The organism is Mesorhizobium vachelliae, from assembly GCF_033977325.1.
In the GTDB taxonomy this organism is placed as follows: Bacteria; Pseudomonadota; Alphaproteobacteria; order Rhizobiales; family Rhizobiaceae; genus Mesorhizobium; species Mesorhizobium vachelliae.
The window spans coordinates 169,973-183,055 of record NZ_JAVIIR010000015.1; the positions used below are offsets into that span (position 1 = coordinate 169,973).

17 protein-coding genes and 2 tRNA genes are annotated in these 13,083 nt (G+C 62.8%); 10 read left to right on the top strand and 9 right to left on the bottom strand.

Features of this window, described 5'->3' with window-relative positions; genetic code table 11:
• The first annotated feature begins 2 nt into the window (after positions 1-2).
• From RFM41_RS27160 to RFM41_RS27170, 3 genes are all read left to right on the top strand, one after another.
• Positions 3-1,115, top strand: a complete 1,113-nt coding sequence (locus RFM41_RS27160) for an ABC transporter substrate-binding protein (protein WP_320252323.1) — start codon at positions 3-5, stop codon at positions 1,113-1,115.
• Positions 1,116-1,233: 118 nt separating this feature from the next.
• Entirely contained in the window at positions 1,234-2,067 is an 834-nt protein-coding gene (locus RFM41_RS27165; RefSeq protein ID WP_320252322.1) for an ABC transporter permease, read from the top strand.
• A gap of 5 nt (positions 2,068-2,072) precedes the next feature.
• Complete coding sequence (locus RFM41_RS27170) at positions 2,073-2,882, top strand: ABC transporter permease (RefSeq protein WP_320252321.1); 810 nt, start codon at positions 2,073-2,075, stop codon at positions 2,880-2,882.
• Here the strand turns inward: RFM41_RS27170 and RFM41_RS27175 are convergent, their stop codons facing one another.
• From RFM41_RS27175 to RFM41_RS27185, 3 genes are all read right to left on the bottom strand, one after another.
• Entirely contained in the window at positions 2,883-3,671 is a 789-nt protein-coding gene (locus RFM41_RS27175; protein WP_320252320.1) for a 2-keto-4-pentenoate hydratase, read from the bottom strand.
• Between the two features lie 475 nt (positions 3,672-4,146).
• Complete coding sequence (locus RFM41_RS27180) at positions 4,147-4,689, bottom strand: cytochrome b (RefSeq protein ID WP_320252319.1); 543 nt, start codon at positions 4,687-4,689, stop codon at positions 4,147-4,149.
• A 207-nt stretch (positions 4,690-4,896) separates the two neighbouring features.
• Positions 4,897-5,256 carry an ArsR/SmtB family transcription factor gene (locus tag RFM41_RS27185; RefSeq protein WP_320252318.1) on the bottom strand — a complete coding sequence of 120 codons (360 nt, stop codon included), beginning with the start codon at positions 5,254-5,256 and terminating at the stop codon, positions 4,897-4,899.
• A gap of 423 nt (positions 5,257-5,679) precedes the next feature.
• On the opposite strand from RFM41_RS27185, the gene RFM41_RS27190 reads away from it, so the two are divergent.
• Together RFM41_RS27190 and RFM41_RS27195 are read left to right on the top strand one after the other, a co-directional pair.
• Positions 5,680-5,874: a hypothetical protein gene (locus RFM41_RS27190; RefSeq protein ID WP_320252317.1), complete on the top strand. Its 195-nt coding sequence runs from the start codon at positions 5,680-5,682 to the stop codon at positions 5,872-5,874.
• Positions 5,875-5,982: 108 nt separating this feature from the next.
• Complete coding sequence (locus RFM41_RS27195) at positions 5,983-6,228, top strand: DUF982 domain-containing protein (RefSeq protein ID WP_320252316.1); 246 nt, start codon at positions 5,983-5,985, stop codon at positions 6,226-6,228.
• Positions 6,229-6,382: 154 nt separating this feature from the next.
• On the opposite strand, the gene RFM41_RS27200 is transcribed toward RFM41_RS27195, so the two are convergent.
• Complete coding sequence (locus RFM41_RS27200) at positions 6,383-6,547, bottom strand: hypothetical protein (protein WP_320252315.1); 165 nt, start codon at positions 6,545-6,547, stop codon at positions 6,383-6,385.
• 397 nt (positions 6,548-6,944) lie between these two features.
• On the opposite strand from RFM41_RS27200, the gene RFM41_RS27205 reads away from it, so the two are divergent.
• Entirely contained in the window at positions 6,945-7,187 is a 243-nt protein-coding gene (locus RFM41_RS27205) for a DUF982 domain-containing protein (RefSeq protein WP_320252314.1), read from the top strand.
• 286 nt (positions 7,188-7,473) lie between these two features.
• Here the strand turns inward: RFM41_RS27205 and RFM41_RS27210 are convergent, their stop codons facing one another.
• Positions 7,474-8,445 (bottom strand): glycosyltransferase family 8 protein, encoded by a 972-nt coding sequence (locus RFM41_RS27210; RefSeq protein WP_320252313.1) that lies wholly within the window; start codon positions 8,443-8,445, stop codon positions 7,474-7,476.
• A gap of 10 nt (positions 8,446-8,455) precedes the next feature.
• Positions 8,456-8,659 carry a hypothetical protein gene (locus tag RFM41_RS27215; protein ID WP_320252312.1) on the bottom strand — a complete coding sequence of 68 codons (204 nt, stop codon included), beginning with the start codon at positions 8,657-8,659 and terminating at the stop codon, positions 8,456-8,458.
• 28 nt (positions 8,660-8,687) lie between these two features.
• On the opposite strand from RFM41_RS27215, the gene RFM41_RS27220 reads away from it, so the two are divergent.
• Complete coding sequence (locus RFM41_RS27220) at positions 8,688-9,614, top strand: hypothetical protein (protein ID WP_320252311.1); 927 nt, start codon at positions 8,688-8,690, stop codon at positions 9,612-9,614.
• A gap of 78 nt (positions 9,615-9,692) precedes the next feature.
• Here RFM41_RS27220 and RFM41_RS27225 read toward each other — a convergent pair.
• Positions 9,693-9,769, bottom strand: a tRNA-Arg gene (locus tag RFM41_RS27225).
• 54 nt (positions 9,770-9,823) lie between these two features.
• The gene (locus tag RFM41_RS27230; RefSeq protein ID WP_112101520.1) at positions 9,824-10,129 is read right to left on the bottom strand and encodes an ETC complex I subunit; all 306 of its coding nucleotides are present in this window, start codon (positions 10,127-10,129) and stop codon (positions 9,824-9,826) included.
• Positions 10,130-10,380: 251 nt separating this feature from the next.
• Between RFM41_RS27230 and RFM41_RS27235 the strand changes: the two genes are divergently transcribed.
• The gene (locus tag RFM41_RS27235) at positions 10,381-11,349 is read left to right on the top strand and encodes an NAD(P)H-dependent oxidoreductase (protein ID WP_320252310.1); all 969 of its coding nucleotides are present in this window, start codon (positions 10,381-10,383) and stop codon (positions 11,347-11,349) included.
• 137 nt (positions 11,350-11,486) lie between these two features.
• The gene (locus RFM41_RS27240; RefSeq protein ID WP_320319315.1) at positions 11,487-12,662 is read left to right on the top strand and encodes a flavin-containing monooxygenase; all 1,176 of its coding nucleotides are present in this window, start codon (positions 11,487-11,489) and stop codon (positions 12,660-12,662) included.
• 9 nt (positions 12,663-12,671) lie between these two features.
• Here RFM41_RS27240 and RFM41_RS27245 read toward each other — a convergent pair whose 3' ends face one another.
• Positions 12,672-12,806, bottom strand: a complete 135-nt coding sequence (locus tag RFM41_RS27245; protein WP_320252308.1) for a hypothetical protein — start codon at positions 12,804-12,806, stop codon at positions 12,672-12,674.
• Positions 12,807-12,888: 82 nt separating this feature from the next.
• Between RFM41_RS27245 and RFM41_RS27250 the strand changes: the two genes are divergently transcribed.
• Positions 12,889-12,965: transfer RNA gene (locus tag RFM41_RS27250), tRNA-Pro, on the top strand.
• Positions 12,966-13,083 lie beyond the last annotated feature (118 nt).

A 13,083-nucleotide genomic window follows, 5' to 3' on the forward strand; every position in this document is an offset into this window, starting at 1 on the left:
ACATGAGCGATACCAAGAAACAGACGATCGAATCCCTCGCCGAGCGGACCAAGCGCGGCGAAATCTCGCGCCGGCAGTTCGCGCAGCTCGCTGGCCTCGTGCTCGCCGGCACGCCGATGCTGTTGCGCTCGACCGGCGCTCAAGCCGAGACCAAAGGGCTGGTGCTGGTGAACTGGGGCGGCGACGCCATCACCGCTTACGACGCGGCCTACGGCCAGGCCTTCACCAAGGAAACAGGCATCCCGGTCAAGATGGACGGCTCGGGCCCGACCGAAGGCGCGATCGCCGCGCAGTTCAAGAGCGGCGCGCCGACCTGGGATCTGGTCGACGTCGATCCGTTCTCGGCCATCACGCTCGGCGGCCAGGGCATGCTCGAGCCGATCGACTACAAGATCGTCGACAAGAGCAAGATGCGGCCGGGCTTCGGCTGGGAGTATGCGGCGTCCACCTACTTCTTTTCCTATGTGATCGCCTACGACTCGCAGAAGTTCGGCTCCAACGCGCCGACCGGCATGGCCGACTTCTTCGACGTCAAGAAGTTCCCCGGCAAGCGGTCGCTCTACAAATGGGGCGTGTCGAGCTGGGAGGCCGCTCTTCTCGCCGACGGCGTGGCGCCGGCCTCGCTTTACCCGCTCGACCTGAAGCGCGCGCATGACAAGATCGCCGCCTTCAAGGAAAACGTGGTCTCATATTGGGGCGGCGGCGCCGAAAGCCAGAGCGTGCTGCTCAACGGCGAGGCCTCGATGGCGATCGTGTGGTCGACCCGCGCCTCGCTGATCGAGCAGGACTCCGGTGGCCAGATCAAGTTCATCTGGGACCAGGGCCTGATCTCGCCCGGCGCGCTGGCGGTCCTGAAGAACAACCCCGGCGGCAAGGACGCGGCGATGAAGTTCATCGCCAGCGCACAAGATCCGCAAAAGCAGCTCATCATGTTCGACAAGCTTGGACAGGGTCCGGCTAATCCGGCCGCCGACGCGCTGATCCCGGCCGACAAGAAGCGCATCAACCCTGTCGATCCGGCGAACATGGCCAAGCAGATCCCGCTCGACATGGAGTGGTACGCCAAGAACTACGGCGCCGCGCTCGACGAATACACCAAGATCATCTCGGCCTGAGAGCGGGATGCATTTTGATGGATTGGGGCATCCCGCTCTGTCTTTTTGTTGGTCGCATTTATGCGACGCCAAGTGATTTCACTTGGCTGCAAAATGCTCTGCCGAGAGCTTCTTGGCGATGAGAGGCCCCCTCTCCGACAGGATGGGCGCGGCGCTGTTGATGGCGCCGCTGCTCCTGTTCCTCGTGCTTGCCTATGCCTGGCCGTTCCTGGGCGTGGTGAAGTGGAGCTTCACCCTGCCGACGCCCGGGCTCGGCCAGTACCATGCCTTGCTTACCGACGATCTGGTGCAGTCGGTGTTCATACGCACGCTGCGCATCGCGGCGATCGTCACGATCGTCTCGGTCACTGCCGCCTATGCCATCACCGTGGTATGGGTGCGCGGCAGTCCGGTGCAGCGCGTGCTTGCCGAATTCTGCATCCTGGTGCCGTTCTGGATCTCGGTTCTGACGCGCGCCTTCGGCTGGGTGGCGCTGCTCTCCAATCGCGGTCTGATCAACACCTGGCTGCAATCGATCGGCTTCATCTCTGAGCCGCTGACTTTGGTGCGCAACGAGTTCGGCGTCATCGTCGGCATGTCGCACTTCTTGATCCCCTTCGCGGTGTTCCCGCTGGCTTCCGCCATGCGCAGCCTGGACGAGCGCGTGCTGCTTGCGGCGCGCGGGCTAGGCTCCAGCCGCATGCGCACCTTCTGGACGGTATTCGTGCCGATGACGCGCTCCGGCATCATCGGCTCGGCGCTGATCACCTTCGTCTTTTCGCTCGGCTTCTTCGTCACCCCTGCGATCCTCGGCGGCGGCCGCAGCGTGATGATCGCGGAGCTGATCTATCTGCGCATCTTCCAGAGCCCTGACTGGGGGTTGGGGGCGGCGATCAGCGTCGTGCTGGTGGTGTTCGTCGGCGCGCTGATGGCGCTTCTGTTCCGCTACGTCAAACCGAAGCAATTGGTGTAGCCAAGATGCCGACTTATCGCCCCGGGCCCGTCTCGCTCATCCTCGCCGTGCTGGTGGCGCTTTTCCTTTTGATGCCGCTGCTTGCCGTCATCCCGGTGTCGCTGACGCCGAGCCGCATGCTGACCATGCCGACGGGCGAATTGTCGCTGCGCCACTACCGCTCGCTGATCGAGGATCCGCGATGGCTGGATTCGATCCTGCTCTCGCTCAGGATCGGCGTCGTCAGCAGCATCCTTTCCACCGCGCTTGCGCTGACCTTCAGCCTCGGCGTGTGGATGTTCCAGCCGCGCTTTACCGCTGCTCTCGTGGGCTTCGTGCTGCTGCCGATGGTGGTGCCGCCGGTGGTCTCGGCGGTGACGCTCTATTTCCTGCTCACCTCTGTCTCCGGCCTGACCTCGTTCTTCGGCTACGATACCTGGCTCGGCGTCGCCATGGCGCATTCGGTGATGACCGTGCCCTTCGCCACGGTGCTCATCCTGGTGTCGCTCAGCCAGCTTGACCGGCGTATCGACCTTGCCGCGCGCGGCCTCGGCGCAAGCGTGTGGGAACGCGCGACGCGCGTCATCATGCCCAACATCAAGTTCGGCATCGTCACCGCGGCGCTGCTTTCCTTCGTGCTGTCATGGGAAGAGATCGGCGTGACTTTGTTCATCACCTCGGTGAACGCCATCACCCTGCCCCGGCTGATGTGGATGGGCCTGCGCGACAACATCGATCCGGCGATCGCGGCGCTCTCGGTGATCCTGATCATCATCACCGTTCTGGTGCTCATCGCGCGCAGCGTCATCACAAGGCAGCGCGGCGCAAAGGCCTGATCACACGAACCTGACCGAGACGCGGCCGAACCTGCCCAGGTCGCCGGTGACTTCATCCCCGGGCTCGACTTCTATCGGCTTGACGCAGGTGCCGGTTATCACCACCTGCTCCGGCTCCAGCGCGATGCCCAGGCCCGACAATTCGTTGACGATCCATTGAAGGGCAATCCGGGGATCGCCCAGCACGGCCGCTCCCGATCCGTCATGACGCGACTTCCCGGTGACGAACCCGACCACCGAGTGCTTCGCCAGATCCACATCGCGCCAATCGTCCTCAACGGCCTCGCCGATGACGAACATATTGGCGCAGGCATTGTCCGCGATGAGTTGCGCCGCGCCGACCGCGCAGAAATCGTCATATCGCGAGTCCGGTATCTCGATCGCCGGATGCAGGGTCGCCACGGCATCCATCACTTCGGCGATCTTGTAGGGTTCGGCGCGTGGCTTCAGGGCGCGGCCGAAGCGAAAGGCAAATTCGATCTCGGCCACGCGCATCCTGCTCGTCGCCAGCGAAACGGCTCCGCCGACCTCGACCGCCTTCTCCGCCAGCAGGCGCCCCGCCATCGGACCGTCAACGTTGATATGCCTTTGCCCGGCCAGGCTGGTTGCGGCAATTTTCCAGCCGAAAAGCGGCGCCGCCGAGCGGTCCATCACATGCGACTGGACGGCATAGCCTTCCGAGCGTGTCAGCGGCCGCATCGTCTCGGGTATTGCATCGAGACGGGTGCCATTGTCCCAGTGGGTCACCAACAGGCGCGAAGCGGCCCTGGCTTTTTGCGTATCGAACATCGTCAGCACCGAAGATCAAAAATGCCACGCTACCCGCCGCTTCGCGGATCGGGAACCCGGCATGGAACCATTGCGCGATGTGATAGGTGACGGGGAATCGGGAGTCCAGATTGCCAGGCAGAAGCTTCCCGACGAAACCAAGCCGGGATCGCCCTGTTGAGCCCGCAAGGCACCGGACCTCAAAACGAAAGAGGCCCGCCGGGAGCGGCGAGCCTCTTACGGAGCCGAAGTGGAAGTTCAGCGCCGTCATGATCCGGGGGTGTGGATCGCTTTGAAGTTTAGCCAACGGAGCCCGGCCGGGCGACTTACAAATCCGTAAACTTCGTGCCGGCAGGATCGATCGGCGTCGGCAAAAAAGGCATATTATCATTGCCTTGCGAACGTCCGCGGCCACGCCGGCGCATTACCCTTCAATCAAAAGTGATGGGGCACTGGCGAGACCAAAACCAGTCCGCCGCCGCGCGGAACCCGCCGGCTAGCGATTTCCCGGCAGCATTCTGGTCAGGATCGCGTCCCGGCGAATCAAGTGGTGATAGAGCGCAGCCAAGGCGTGCAGGCCGGCCACGATCAGTATGCCGTTCGCGCATAGCGAATGAAGCTCGCGAATGGTTCGCGCGGTCGTCCTGTCCGGAGCGAAGGGCGCAGGAATCGTGAACAGGCCGAAGAAGCTCAACGCATCGCCTCGGAACCAGGTCAACAAAATGCCAAGGACGGGAATTGCGACCAGCAGGACATAAAGGATGAGATGCCCGACCTTCGCCGCGGCCCGCTCGGGAGCGGACATTTCCGACGGAAGGCCAGGTGCTCCCCGAAGGCCGCGCAGCACCACGCGCCAGAACACGAGAGCGGCCAACAGAAGGCCAAACGAAATGTGCAATCGCCAGAACAATGCGACCGCCGGGTCCCCGCGGGAATAGAAGGCGTCGCCGTAGGTCAGGGCATAAAGCAGGACGACGAGGACGAATAGGGTCCAGTGAAGGAATTTCTGGGCGGACGTGTAGGTCGTGGCGACGGCCATGCTGCGCGGCTCCGGTTTGACAGGTTTCCCCCTTTCGAACGCTTTCCTGGCAGACGTGTGACCGCTAAATTAAGAATTCGTAAGACTTCGACGAAGGGACGAGATGCCCGCCATGGCGCCCTTGGATTGCCGTCTCTTTGCATCCGTGCCATCGAGGCGCCGCACCGGACGAAGGCCCCCCGGCCTCGTCCGTGCGTGGCAGGCAGTTCAAGCAGCCTGCGGCCGCCGCATCCTCTCGACAAAGGCCTGCCTTGCCGGTCCGGCAAGCGGCTTGTCCATGGCCAACAGGCCATCGAGCAGCGCCAGAAGCTCGCGCGCTGCCGAAGACTTGCAGGAATAATAGACCATCTGACGATCACGGCGGGTTTCGACCAGGCCAAACCTGCGCAGTTTGGCCAGGTGTTGCGACAGCGCTGACTGGCTGAGTTCGACCTTGTCGGCGAGCACGCCGACCGAGAGTTCGCCCTCGGCGAGGTAGTTCATGATGAGCAAACGCTTCTCGTTGCCCATCACCGCAAGAAAGGCTGCCGCGCTTTCTGCGTTGGCGGTAAGTTTCTTGGTAGCCATCGATTTCCCCATGCTTCATGCTCTTCCGAAGGCCATGGGGGCAATGGCTTCAGAGTTCCAGAGCGTTGACGAGCCTGCCCCGTTTTGGACGCGGGACCTGCCCTGCTTCTTTGTCGACCAGAACCCCTTCGTAACCCGGTTGCCACCACGCCGGAGTTGCTGGTCTCGGACAGAACGCGCGGCGCTTTTCTGTGCTCAAGTCAATGCAGACTCGGAAAAATTCCACGCTGCTAATGCGTATCAGCGCAGCGCTCATTCGGCAAGAATATAACGAGCCCGGCAAAACAGCGGCCAGCCGCGCAGGCAAGGAAGCGCAGCAACCGGCGTGTCCGGCTGAAGGGACCTCGGCCACGATGTTGCCGCGACTCACTCCCAATCTCGTGCTAATATTAGCCGGGCAAAGAGGCCGGGCAGGAGGAAGCCATGTCCGTCATACGCAACACGTTCAACCCCGACGAGACGGCCATGCTTGGCCGTGTCTACAAAACCGGCAATTTCGAAGGCGAGACTGCCGAGCAGAAGGAAGCGCGCGCCTCGCGCATCATCGCCAATTACATGGCGGGCATCACCGACGAGGCGGAATTGATCGAGCTTTCACGGAGACCGCTTGGAAGATGAGCAACCTGCGCCACCTTCATGAAACGGCTTCACGTTAAGTTGACGTTTCGCGACGCAACTCTACGATAAAATATATCGTGTTACGATATACTTCGGGAGGTTTTAGCGATGATCCAAGGATGGTTTTCCAGGCCGGTGGAAGTGGCGGTCGGGCTTTCCGGCTCGATCCGCCACATATCCAACGCCGAGCAGGCGGTCGAACTGCTGACCGGCCAATGGCGCGATGCTGGCAGCGCGTTGCATGGCGCGGCGCTGCGCGCCTGCCGCCGGGCGATCCGCGGCGACGTCGCGGCGGACAATGCCAGGGAGGCCTTCGTCGTCGCCGCGCGCGAGGCGCATGTGCTGGTGGAATAGAGCATGGCGGGCCTGGCGTTCCACAGGCCTGCCTATCGATAGTAAAGCCATAAAAGCACCAGCATCGCGAACGCCGCCGGAGAAAGCAGGATTCCGGCCCGAAAGATGAACATGGCCAACTGAAGCGGGGTGAACATGCCTGGCGGTGTCGGGCCTACCGATCGCGCCAATTGACGGGAAAGCGGCGCTCCGTTCGAAACGCGCGCGCACGGTCCGCCTCAGTGTGCGAGCGGTTCAGTCGCGCTTCCTCGTAGAGCCCGAAAGCGGTCGCCATCAAGGTGGCAACGGTCATGGAGGATGCGAGCACGGCGATAAGCATGAGAGGTCTTCCCGCGTTTCATCAGCCTGCCGGATTCATTAGCGCCGCCCGCGAGGGTGCGGCAGTGACTTTGGTCACGCGATTTTTCAGCCGTCCGCAATCGCGGGTTGGCCGGCCCATGACCCTGTCGCGGCCCGTCCTGGGCCGCCTCACCGTTTCACAGAGACGGCGCATTGGCCTATCTCTTTGTTTCTACGCAATTCCGGACGGAAGGCTACGGCGAAAGCGTCGAGCCTGACCGCTCACACTTTCCTGGAATTGCGCTGGCCCTGAAATTCTTCGGAACCTAATGCACGGTGGTTGGTTAACGCGCGGGTCGGCAATCGCCCTAGGCCTGCAACGTCGCCATCCGGCGCCGCTTGCTTGCCCCAATACAATCATAAGAATGGAGAGAGTGATGAACGATGTCTGGTTTTCCGAACCGGTCGTGATCGATTTCCAGCCAAACGGCCAGCGCAAGGTATCAAGCTGTTTCGAGGCGATGGAATGCCTCGACCAACGCTGGCCTGGACAGGCGCGCGACGGCGCCTGGCGCTCGGCGAACCGCGTCTGCCGCGACGCGCTCGATGGTCTGCGCAGCCCGGTGGAGGCCCGCAAGACGCTGCGCAAGGCCGCCAAGGTCGCCGGCCTGCTGGCGTAGCTCCGATTTTCCCATGGCGTCCTATGAGGGACGCCATCAAGCCCGTCGCGGTTTCCCATTGCCGCGGCGGGCTTTTCAATGCAGGCGCAGTGACGGCCGACGCATACTTGGAACGCGTTCACGCACGCGTCCCGTGGGATACATGAAAACGCCGGCCGCAGGGCTTCGGGGGTGCCTGACGGGTTCAGGCCGCTCCATTTCGGCGAGTCGGATGCCCGGCCGCAACGCGTGCGCCCGCGCATGGTAAACGGGCGGTTGCTATCCACAGGCCGTGGCGACGGATGGTTCAGCCGAAGCCGCCAAGCACTTCCGGGAACTGGACCGCCATCGCGCCTTCTTCCGCTTGCCGGGCGTAGATCTGATGCATCTTCGCGCCGTCATATCGGGCGCGGCGGCGCTGGATATCCTTGCCGAAAAGGCCCGCGACGGCGTCGAAGCGGCGGAAGAAGCGCTTCATCACGCCGCGCTCGAAGGGTATGCGCTGCTCGAACGGCTTGCGCCAGGGCGTGTCCTTTGCCAGGTCGCGCCAGATGCTCAGCGCTTCCAGCTCGACCCCGACCTGGTTGCCCCACGGCTTGCCGCCGGCGAAATGCCTGGCCCAGGCCTGGGAGAAGCGAAATTCCCTCGTTCCGAGCGATTGCAGGTTCCAGTTCGGGTGCATCGTCTGCCATTTGCCCTCGAAGACGATGTTGAGGGCATTTTGGTCATTCATCTTGCCGCGGATGGCGGTCTGTCTCGTGCGCTCCAGGAGGGCGTCCCCCCGGACGGCGTTCATGTCGAAGACAACGACACCGGAATTGAAGTATGGCGCGCCCGGGGCCAGGTTGAGCTTCTGTCGATACGAAGGCCTGAAATACATGTAGTCGTCATGCGCGGCGAGCAGCGGAGCGCGCAGCGGTTGTCCAGCCAAGTCATTGATGTCTCTGTTGAAGAGGACATCGGAATCCGTATACGCGATGCGGTCATATTGTGCGAAAATTGGAAGCTGATCGGTAAAGAGTCGGATGTAAGCGGCAATGCTGTATGATCCGGGAGAAAATCGCGAATCTGTCATGAATTGCGAAACATCGACCAGCGCAACCCTGTCCTTCAACAGGCGGCGGCCGACTTCAAGATCCGGATGGCGCGCACCGGTGTAGAGCAGGTAGCCATCGATCGGCGTAGAGACATCGATTATGCGGCGCGCGACCAGGCAGGCATACGCAAAATAATTGGCATCCGTCGCCAGGAAGAAACACGACTTCGTCATTCGCGCCATCTGCCCCCTGCTATTTTGGCGCGTTGCCTGCCACAAAATGCTTCTCGACAAAAGGCTCGATCAGACCAGTGAGCATCGCCGCCTCGCGTTTGACCTTGTCATTGTCCCAATGCCACGTCGAGTTGACGTAAGCGACTGGACATCGGTGGTGCTTTGGGCCGGCGAGCGAAATTCGACCGCTTGATTTTCCGGCGGCGCCGGGCAAAGAGATCATCGGGGGCTGTGACTGACGCGAGGCAGCCTTGGCATTCAAACCGCTGGTTGACAGACTGAGCCGAAGCCGGACGGTGATCCGGATAAGGGCGCTCAGGAACCAGGCCGTCTACAAGGTCTTCGAATATCGGGGACGCGCATCCGGTCGCCTTTTTGCGAAGGAACTGCAGGACGCCGGGGTGTCGCGCGTGTGCATCACGGTCGCCTTCAATGTGCCGTGGGTGATCGACGCCTTGACGAAAGCGTGGGAGATGCGGCCGCCGGGAATGACGCTGGCCGTCGTCGACAACTCGACGAAGGTTGCGGCGAGAGAGGCGATCGCCTGCATCTGCAAGATGCGCGGCGTGCCCTACCTTGCCTTGCCGATGCGGGTCGAAAAGCACCTGTCGAGATCGCACGGAACGGCGATCACCTGGGCCTTCCACAACATCGTGCGTCCCCTCAAGCCGGAACTCTTCGGCTTCATCGACCACGACTGCTTCCCGGTCGTGCCGTTCGACATCCCGTCCAGGCTGAACGGCAAAGCCGTGTATGGCCGCAGGGCGTACGGCACCGAAAATCACGTCTACAAGGCCAAGCCGGACGACCGGCACTGGAATTTATGGGCAGGCTACTGCTTCTACCGGTTCTCCGCGGTAGCCGCCTACAAACTGAATTTCGAACCCCGCATTAACCTTGGCCTCGACACTGGCGGCGCCAACTGGGCGATCCTCTACTCCAAACTCGCTGAGACGGATGTCGCCGTCGCAACTTTGGAACAGCGGCCGATGACGATGGCGGGCGCTGTGGGACAACACGAATTCATCGACGGCGCCTTTTTTCACTTGGCCGGCGTGTCTTACCCTGAAAGACCGAGCCGTCATCATCGAACGGTGGAGCACCGGGAAATGCTTCGGGATTATGTGTGGAACACTTATCTTGGCGGCCCGGCCGGGCGGGCCGTGAGCGATTTCTGAGCGAGCTTTTTTCGCGACCGAGCCGTTGGCGAAGGTTAGATCCAGGGTCAGCCAGATTTCGTAAACCATTGAATAAACTGGCGATCCCGGCAGGATTCGAACCTGCGACCATCGGCTTAGAAGGCCGGTGCTCTATCCAGCTGAGCTACGGGACCGTCGGCCGGCCAGGCCGGCTGATACGTCATACCGAGTGAGGCAAGACTCGAAAGTCAGTGCGTCCAGGGCGTCCTGCGGTCATAGCGGAAATTGTCCGAATAGGAAATCTGCCGGCGCTTGGCTTCCTTCGGCTCTTCGACGCGGTAGGCGATCTTTTCCTTCTCGGCATAGGCGACCGCCTCTTCCTTCGTGTCGAAGGTGAGCTTCACCTGGCTCAGCATGTCGCCCGAGGTGGTGTAGCCCATCAGCGGGTCGATCTTCTTGCGCTGGGCGGGATCGAATTCCAGCACCCAATGTCCGGTCTTGGCCTTGCCGGACTGCATCGCGGTTTTGGCTGGACTGAAAATGCGCGCGGACATGACCACCTCTTTGCCGCCCGAAGACCGGGCACTCTTGTTCAGCGCCATGTCCCAGGGCCTCATCGGGAGCCTGAAACCTCGCGCCAACCCGTCATTACTGTGCAATCACCGCGGCGGCAAGGCCGCAAGCGCCGGGGGGCGCCCGCGCCGGCGCGGGGAACCTCGCTCCGCCGCCGACATTATCGAAACGTCGGGCGGGCCGAGCCGTGCCGGCCTTCCCTGTGAGCCACCACCAAAACGGACGTTTCGCCATGACCGATGCAACCGAACATGCCGTCCTGCAGCTCGCCGTGCTTGTCGGCAGCCTGCGCGCCCAATCCTTCAGCCGCAAGATCGCCAAGGCGCTGGCCGCCCGCGCGCCGGATTCGGTGCGCTGCCGCTTCATCGAGATCGGCGAGCTGCCCCTCTACAACGAGGATCTCGACGGCGAAAGCCCGCCGGCGGCGTGGTGGGCCTTCCGCGCGGCGATACGCGAATGCGACGCGGTGCTGTTCGTCACTCCGGAATACAACCGCTCGATCCCGGGCTGCCTGAAGAATGCGCTCGATGTCGGCTCGCGTCCGCCGGGCAAGAGCGTGTTCAAGGGCTTGCCCGCCGGGGTCGTCAGCGTCAGCCCGAGCAAGATCGGCGCCTTCGGCTCCAACCAGGCGCTTCGGCAGACCTTCGTCTTCCTCGACATGCCGGCGATGCAGCAGCCGGAGGCTTATATCGGCAATGCCGCGGAGCTGCTCGACGACAAGGGCGCCGTTACCAATGCCGACACCGCCGCCTTCCTCGAGAATTTCATGGCCGGCCTGGAAACCTGGATCAGGAGGGTGCATCCCGGCGGCTCGTCCTTCGATGCCTTCATGAAGCAGCGCGAGAAGATCGCCGAGGACTATGTCAACGGCGACGCCACCTCACTGAAGGCGATCGTCACCCATGCCGGGCCGGCGACATTCTTTTCGCCGCGCGGCGACCATCTCGAAGGCGCCGAGGCGGTTGCGGGCCGCTACGAACGCGACGCCGCGAGCTTCCACAAGGGCGGCAGCACCGACCTCGAGGTGCTGCAGGCTTCGGCGAGCGGCGATCTGGCCTTCTGGACCGGCCTGCAGCATGCCAAGACGCGCATGGGCAGGAACGGCGAGGCGACCGAGATGACCTTGCGGGTGACGGAAGTGTTTCGGCTGGAGGACGGCGCGTTCAAGCTGGTGCATCGCCACGCCGACCCGGTTCATTAGCCAGCGCTTGTAAAAAATCCGCGACACAATGCCGGAGGTTTTTGCAACAGCCAGCTATTCCTTTTGTCCGGTGGGCGGCATATGTCAGATACATGATCGTGCCACTTGAAGGCATGATGACGACGATAAAGACACGAATGGGCGCGGAAGCGAAAGCCTTGCCGTCGGGGGTCGGCGAGCCAGCAATACTGGACGGAGCGATTGTCATCGGCGCGGGCGCCGCCGGGCTTGCCGTCGCGCATGCGCTGGCCGGGGCCGGTGTGACGGTGCAAATGCTGGAACGCGAGGGGCGGCTGGCCGAGCCCTGGCATCGCCGTCACGACAATCTGCATCTCAACACGCATCGCGACCTCTCCTCATTGCCCGGCGTTTCCTATCCGGCAGGGACGCCGGCCTTCCCGCATCGCAGCGCCGTCATCCGCCACCTCAACGATTTCGCCAAAACGCACCGGCTGCCTATCTCCTTCGGTGTCGTGGTCGAGGGGATCGAATTTCGCAACGACCACTGGCTGCTGCGGACGAATGCGGGCCTGAAGGCGGCGCGGTATGTGGTGATCGCCACCGGACGGGACCGGCAGCCCTTCATTCCGGCCTGGAAGGGCATGGGGGATTTTTCGGGATCGATCATCCACTCGGCCGATTTCGGCAAGGCGGGCGACTATGCCGGCAAGAAGGTGCTGGTGGTCGGCGCCGGCAATTCCGGCTTCGACGCGCTCAACCATCTTGCCCGTGTCGAGACGGGCCAGATGTGGCTTTCGGCGCGCAACGGACCTTCGCTGCTGCCCAAACGCGTCGGCAAGATCGCCGTGCACCGCATATCGCCGCTCATGGCCAACCTGCCGACAAGGCTCGCTGACGCGGTCATGGCGGCGACGCAGCGACTGGTGTTCGGCGATCTGACGAAATACGGCCTGCCCCCTGCCCCGGCTGGCGGCGCCAGCCGGCTCGGCTCCGACTATACGGCAATTGCCGCGGATGACGGCGCGGTCGAAGCCATCAAGGCCGGGCGTATCATCGTCGTGCCGCAGCTGCGCGAATTCAGGCCCGACGGCGTCGTGCTCGACAATGGCCAGACGATCGCGCCCGACGTCGTCATTGCGGCCACCGGCTATCGCACCGGGCTGGAGACGATGCTGGATGGGCTTGGCGTGCTCGACGCCAAGGGCGTGCCGCTGTTCAACGGCGCCGCGAACGATCCGAAGCTGCCCGGACTATGGTTCACCGGCATGCGGCCGAGCATTCGCGGCTGCTTTGCCAACGCAATAATCCAGGGCACCGCGATCGCCAGGAAGATCGCCGGCCAGAAGCGCTGAGCTGAACAGTCACTTCTGCATAAAAGCCGCGAACGTGCCGGCCGAGGCGGCGAAGTCCTCAAGCGCTGCTTGCAGCCACGCCTTGCGGGTCATCGTGGCGATCCGGGCACCGTTGTCGAAATCGAGGCCCAGGGCTCTCGTCAATGCAGCGGCACCTGCCCGGATCGGAAGACCTCCGTTTTTGTGTTGCCTTCCGGGCGTCCGCCCCCTATACGCCGCGGGACGTCGGAGTGTAGCGCAGCCTGGTAGCGCACCTGATTTGGGATCAGGGGGTCGCAGGTTCAAATCCTGCCACTCCGACCAACTTAAAAGGTTGTGTGCGTCAAGTTCAGCAAAAAGGGGCGGCCCTGTTGCTGGTCATGCGGCTTGGCGTAGGGCGAGCTTCTTGTGCTCGCGCAGGTCGTCCATGTTGATGTAGCGA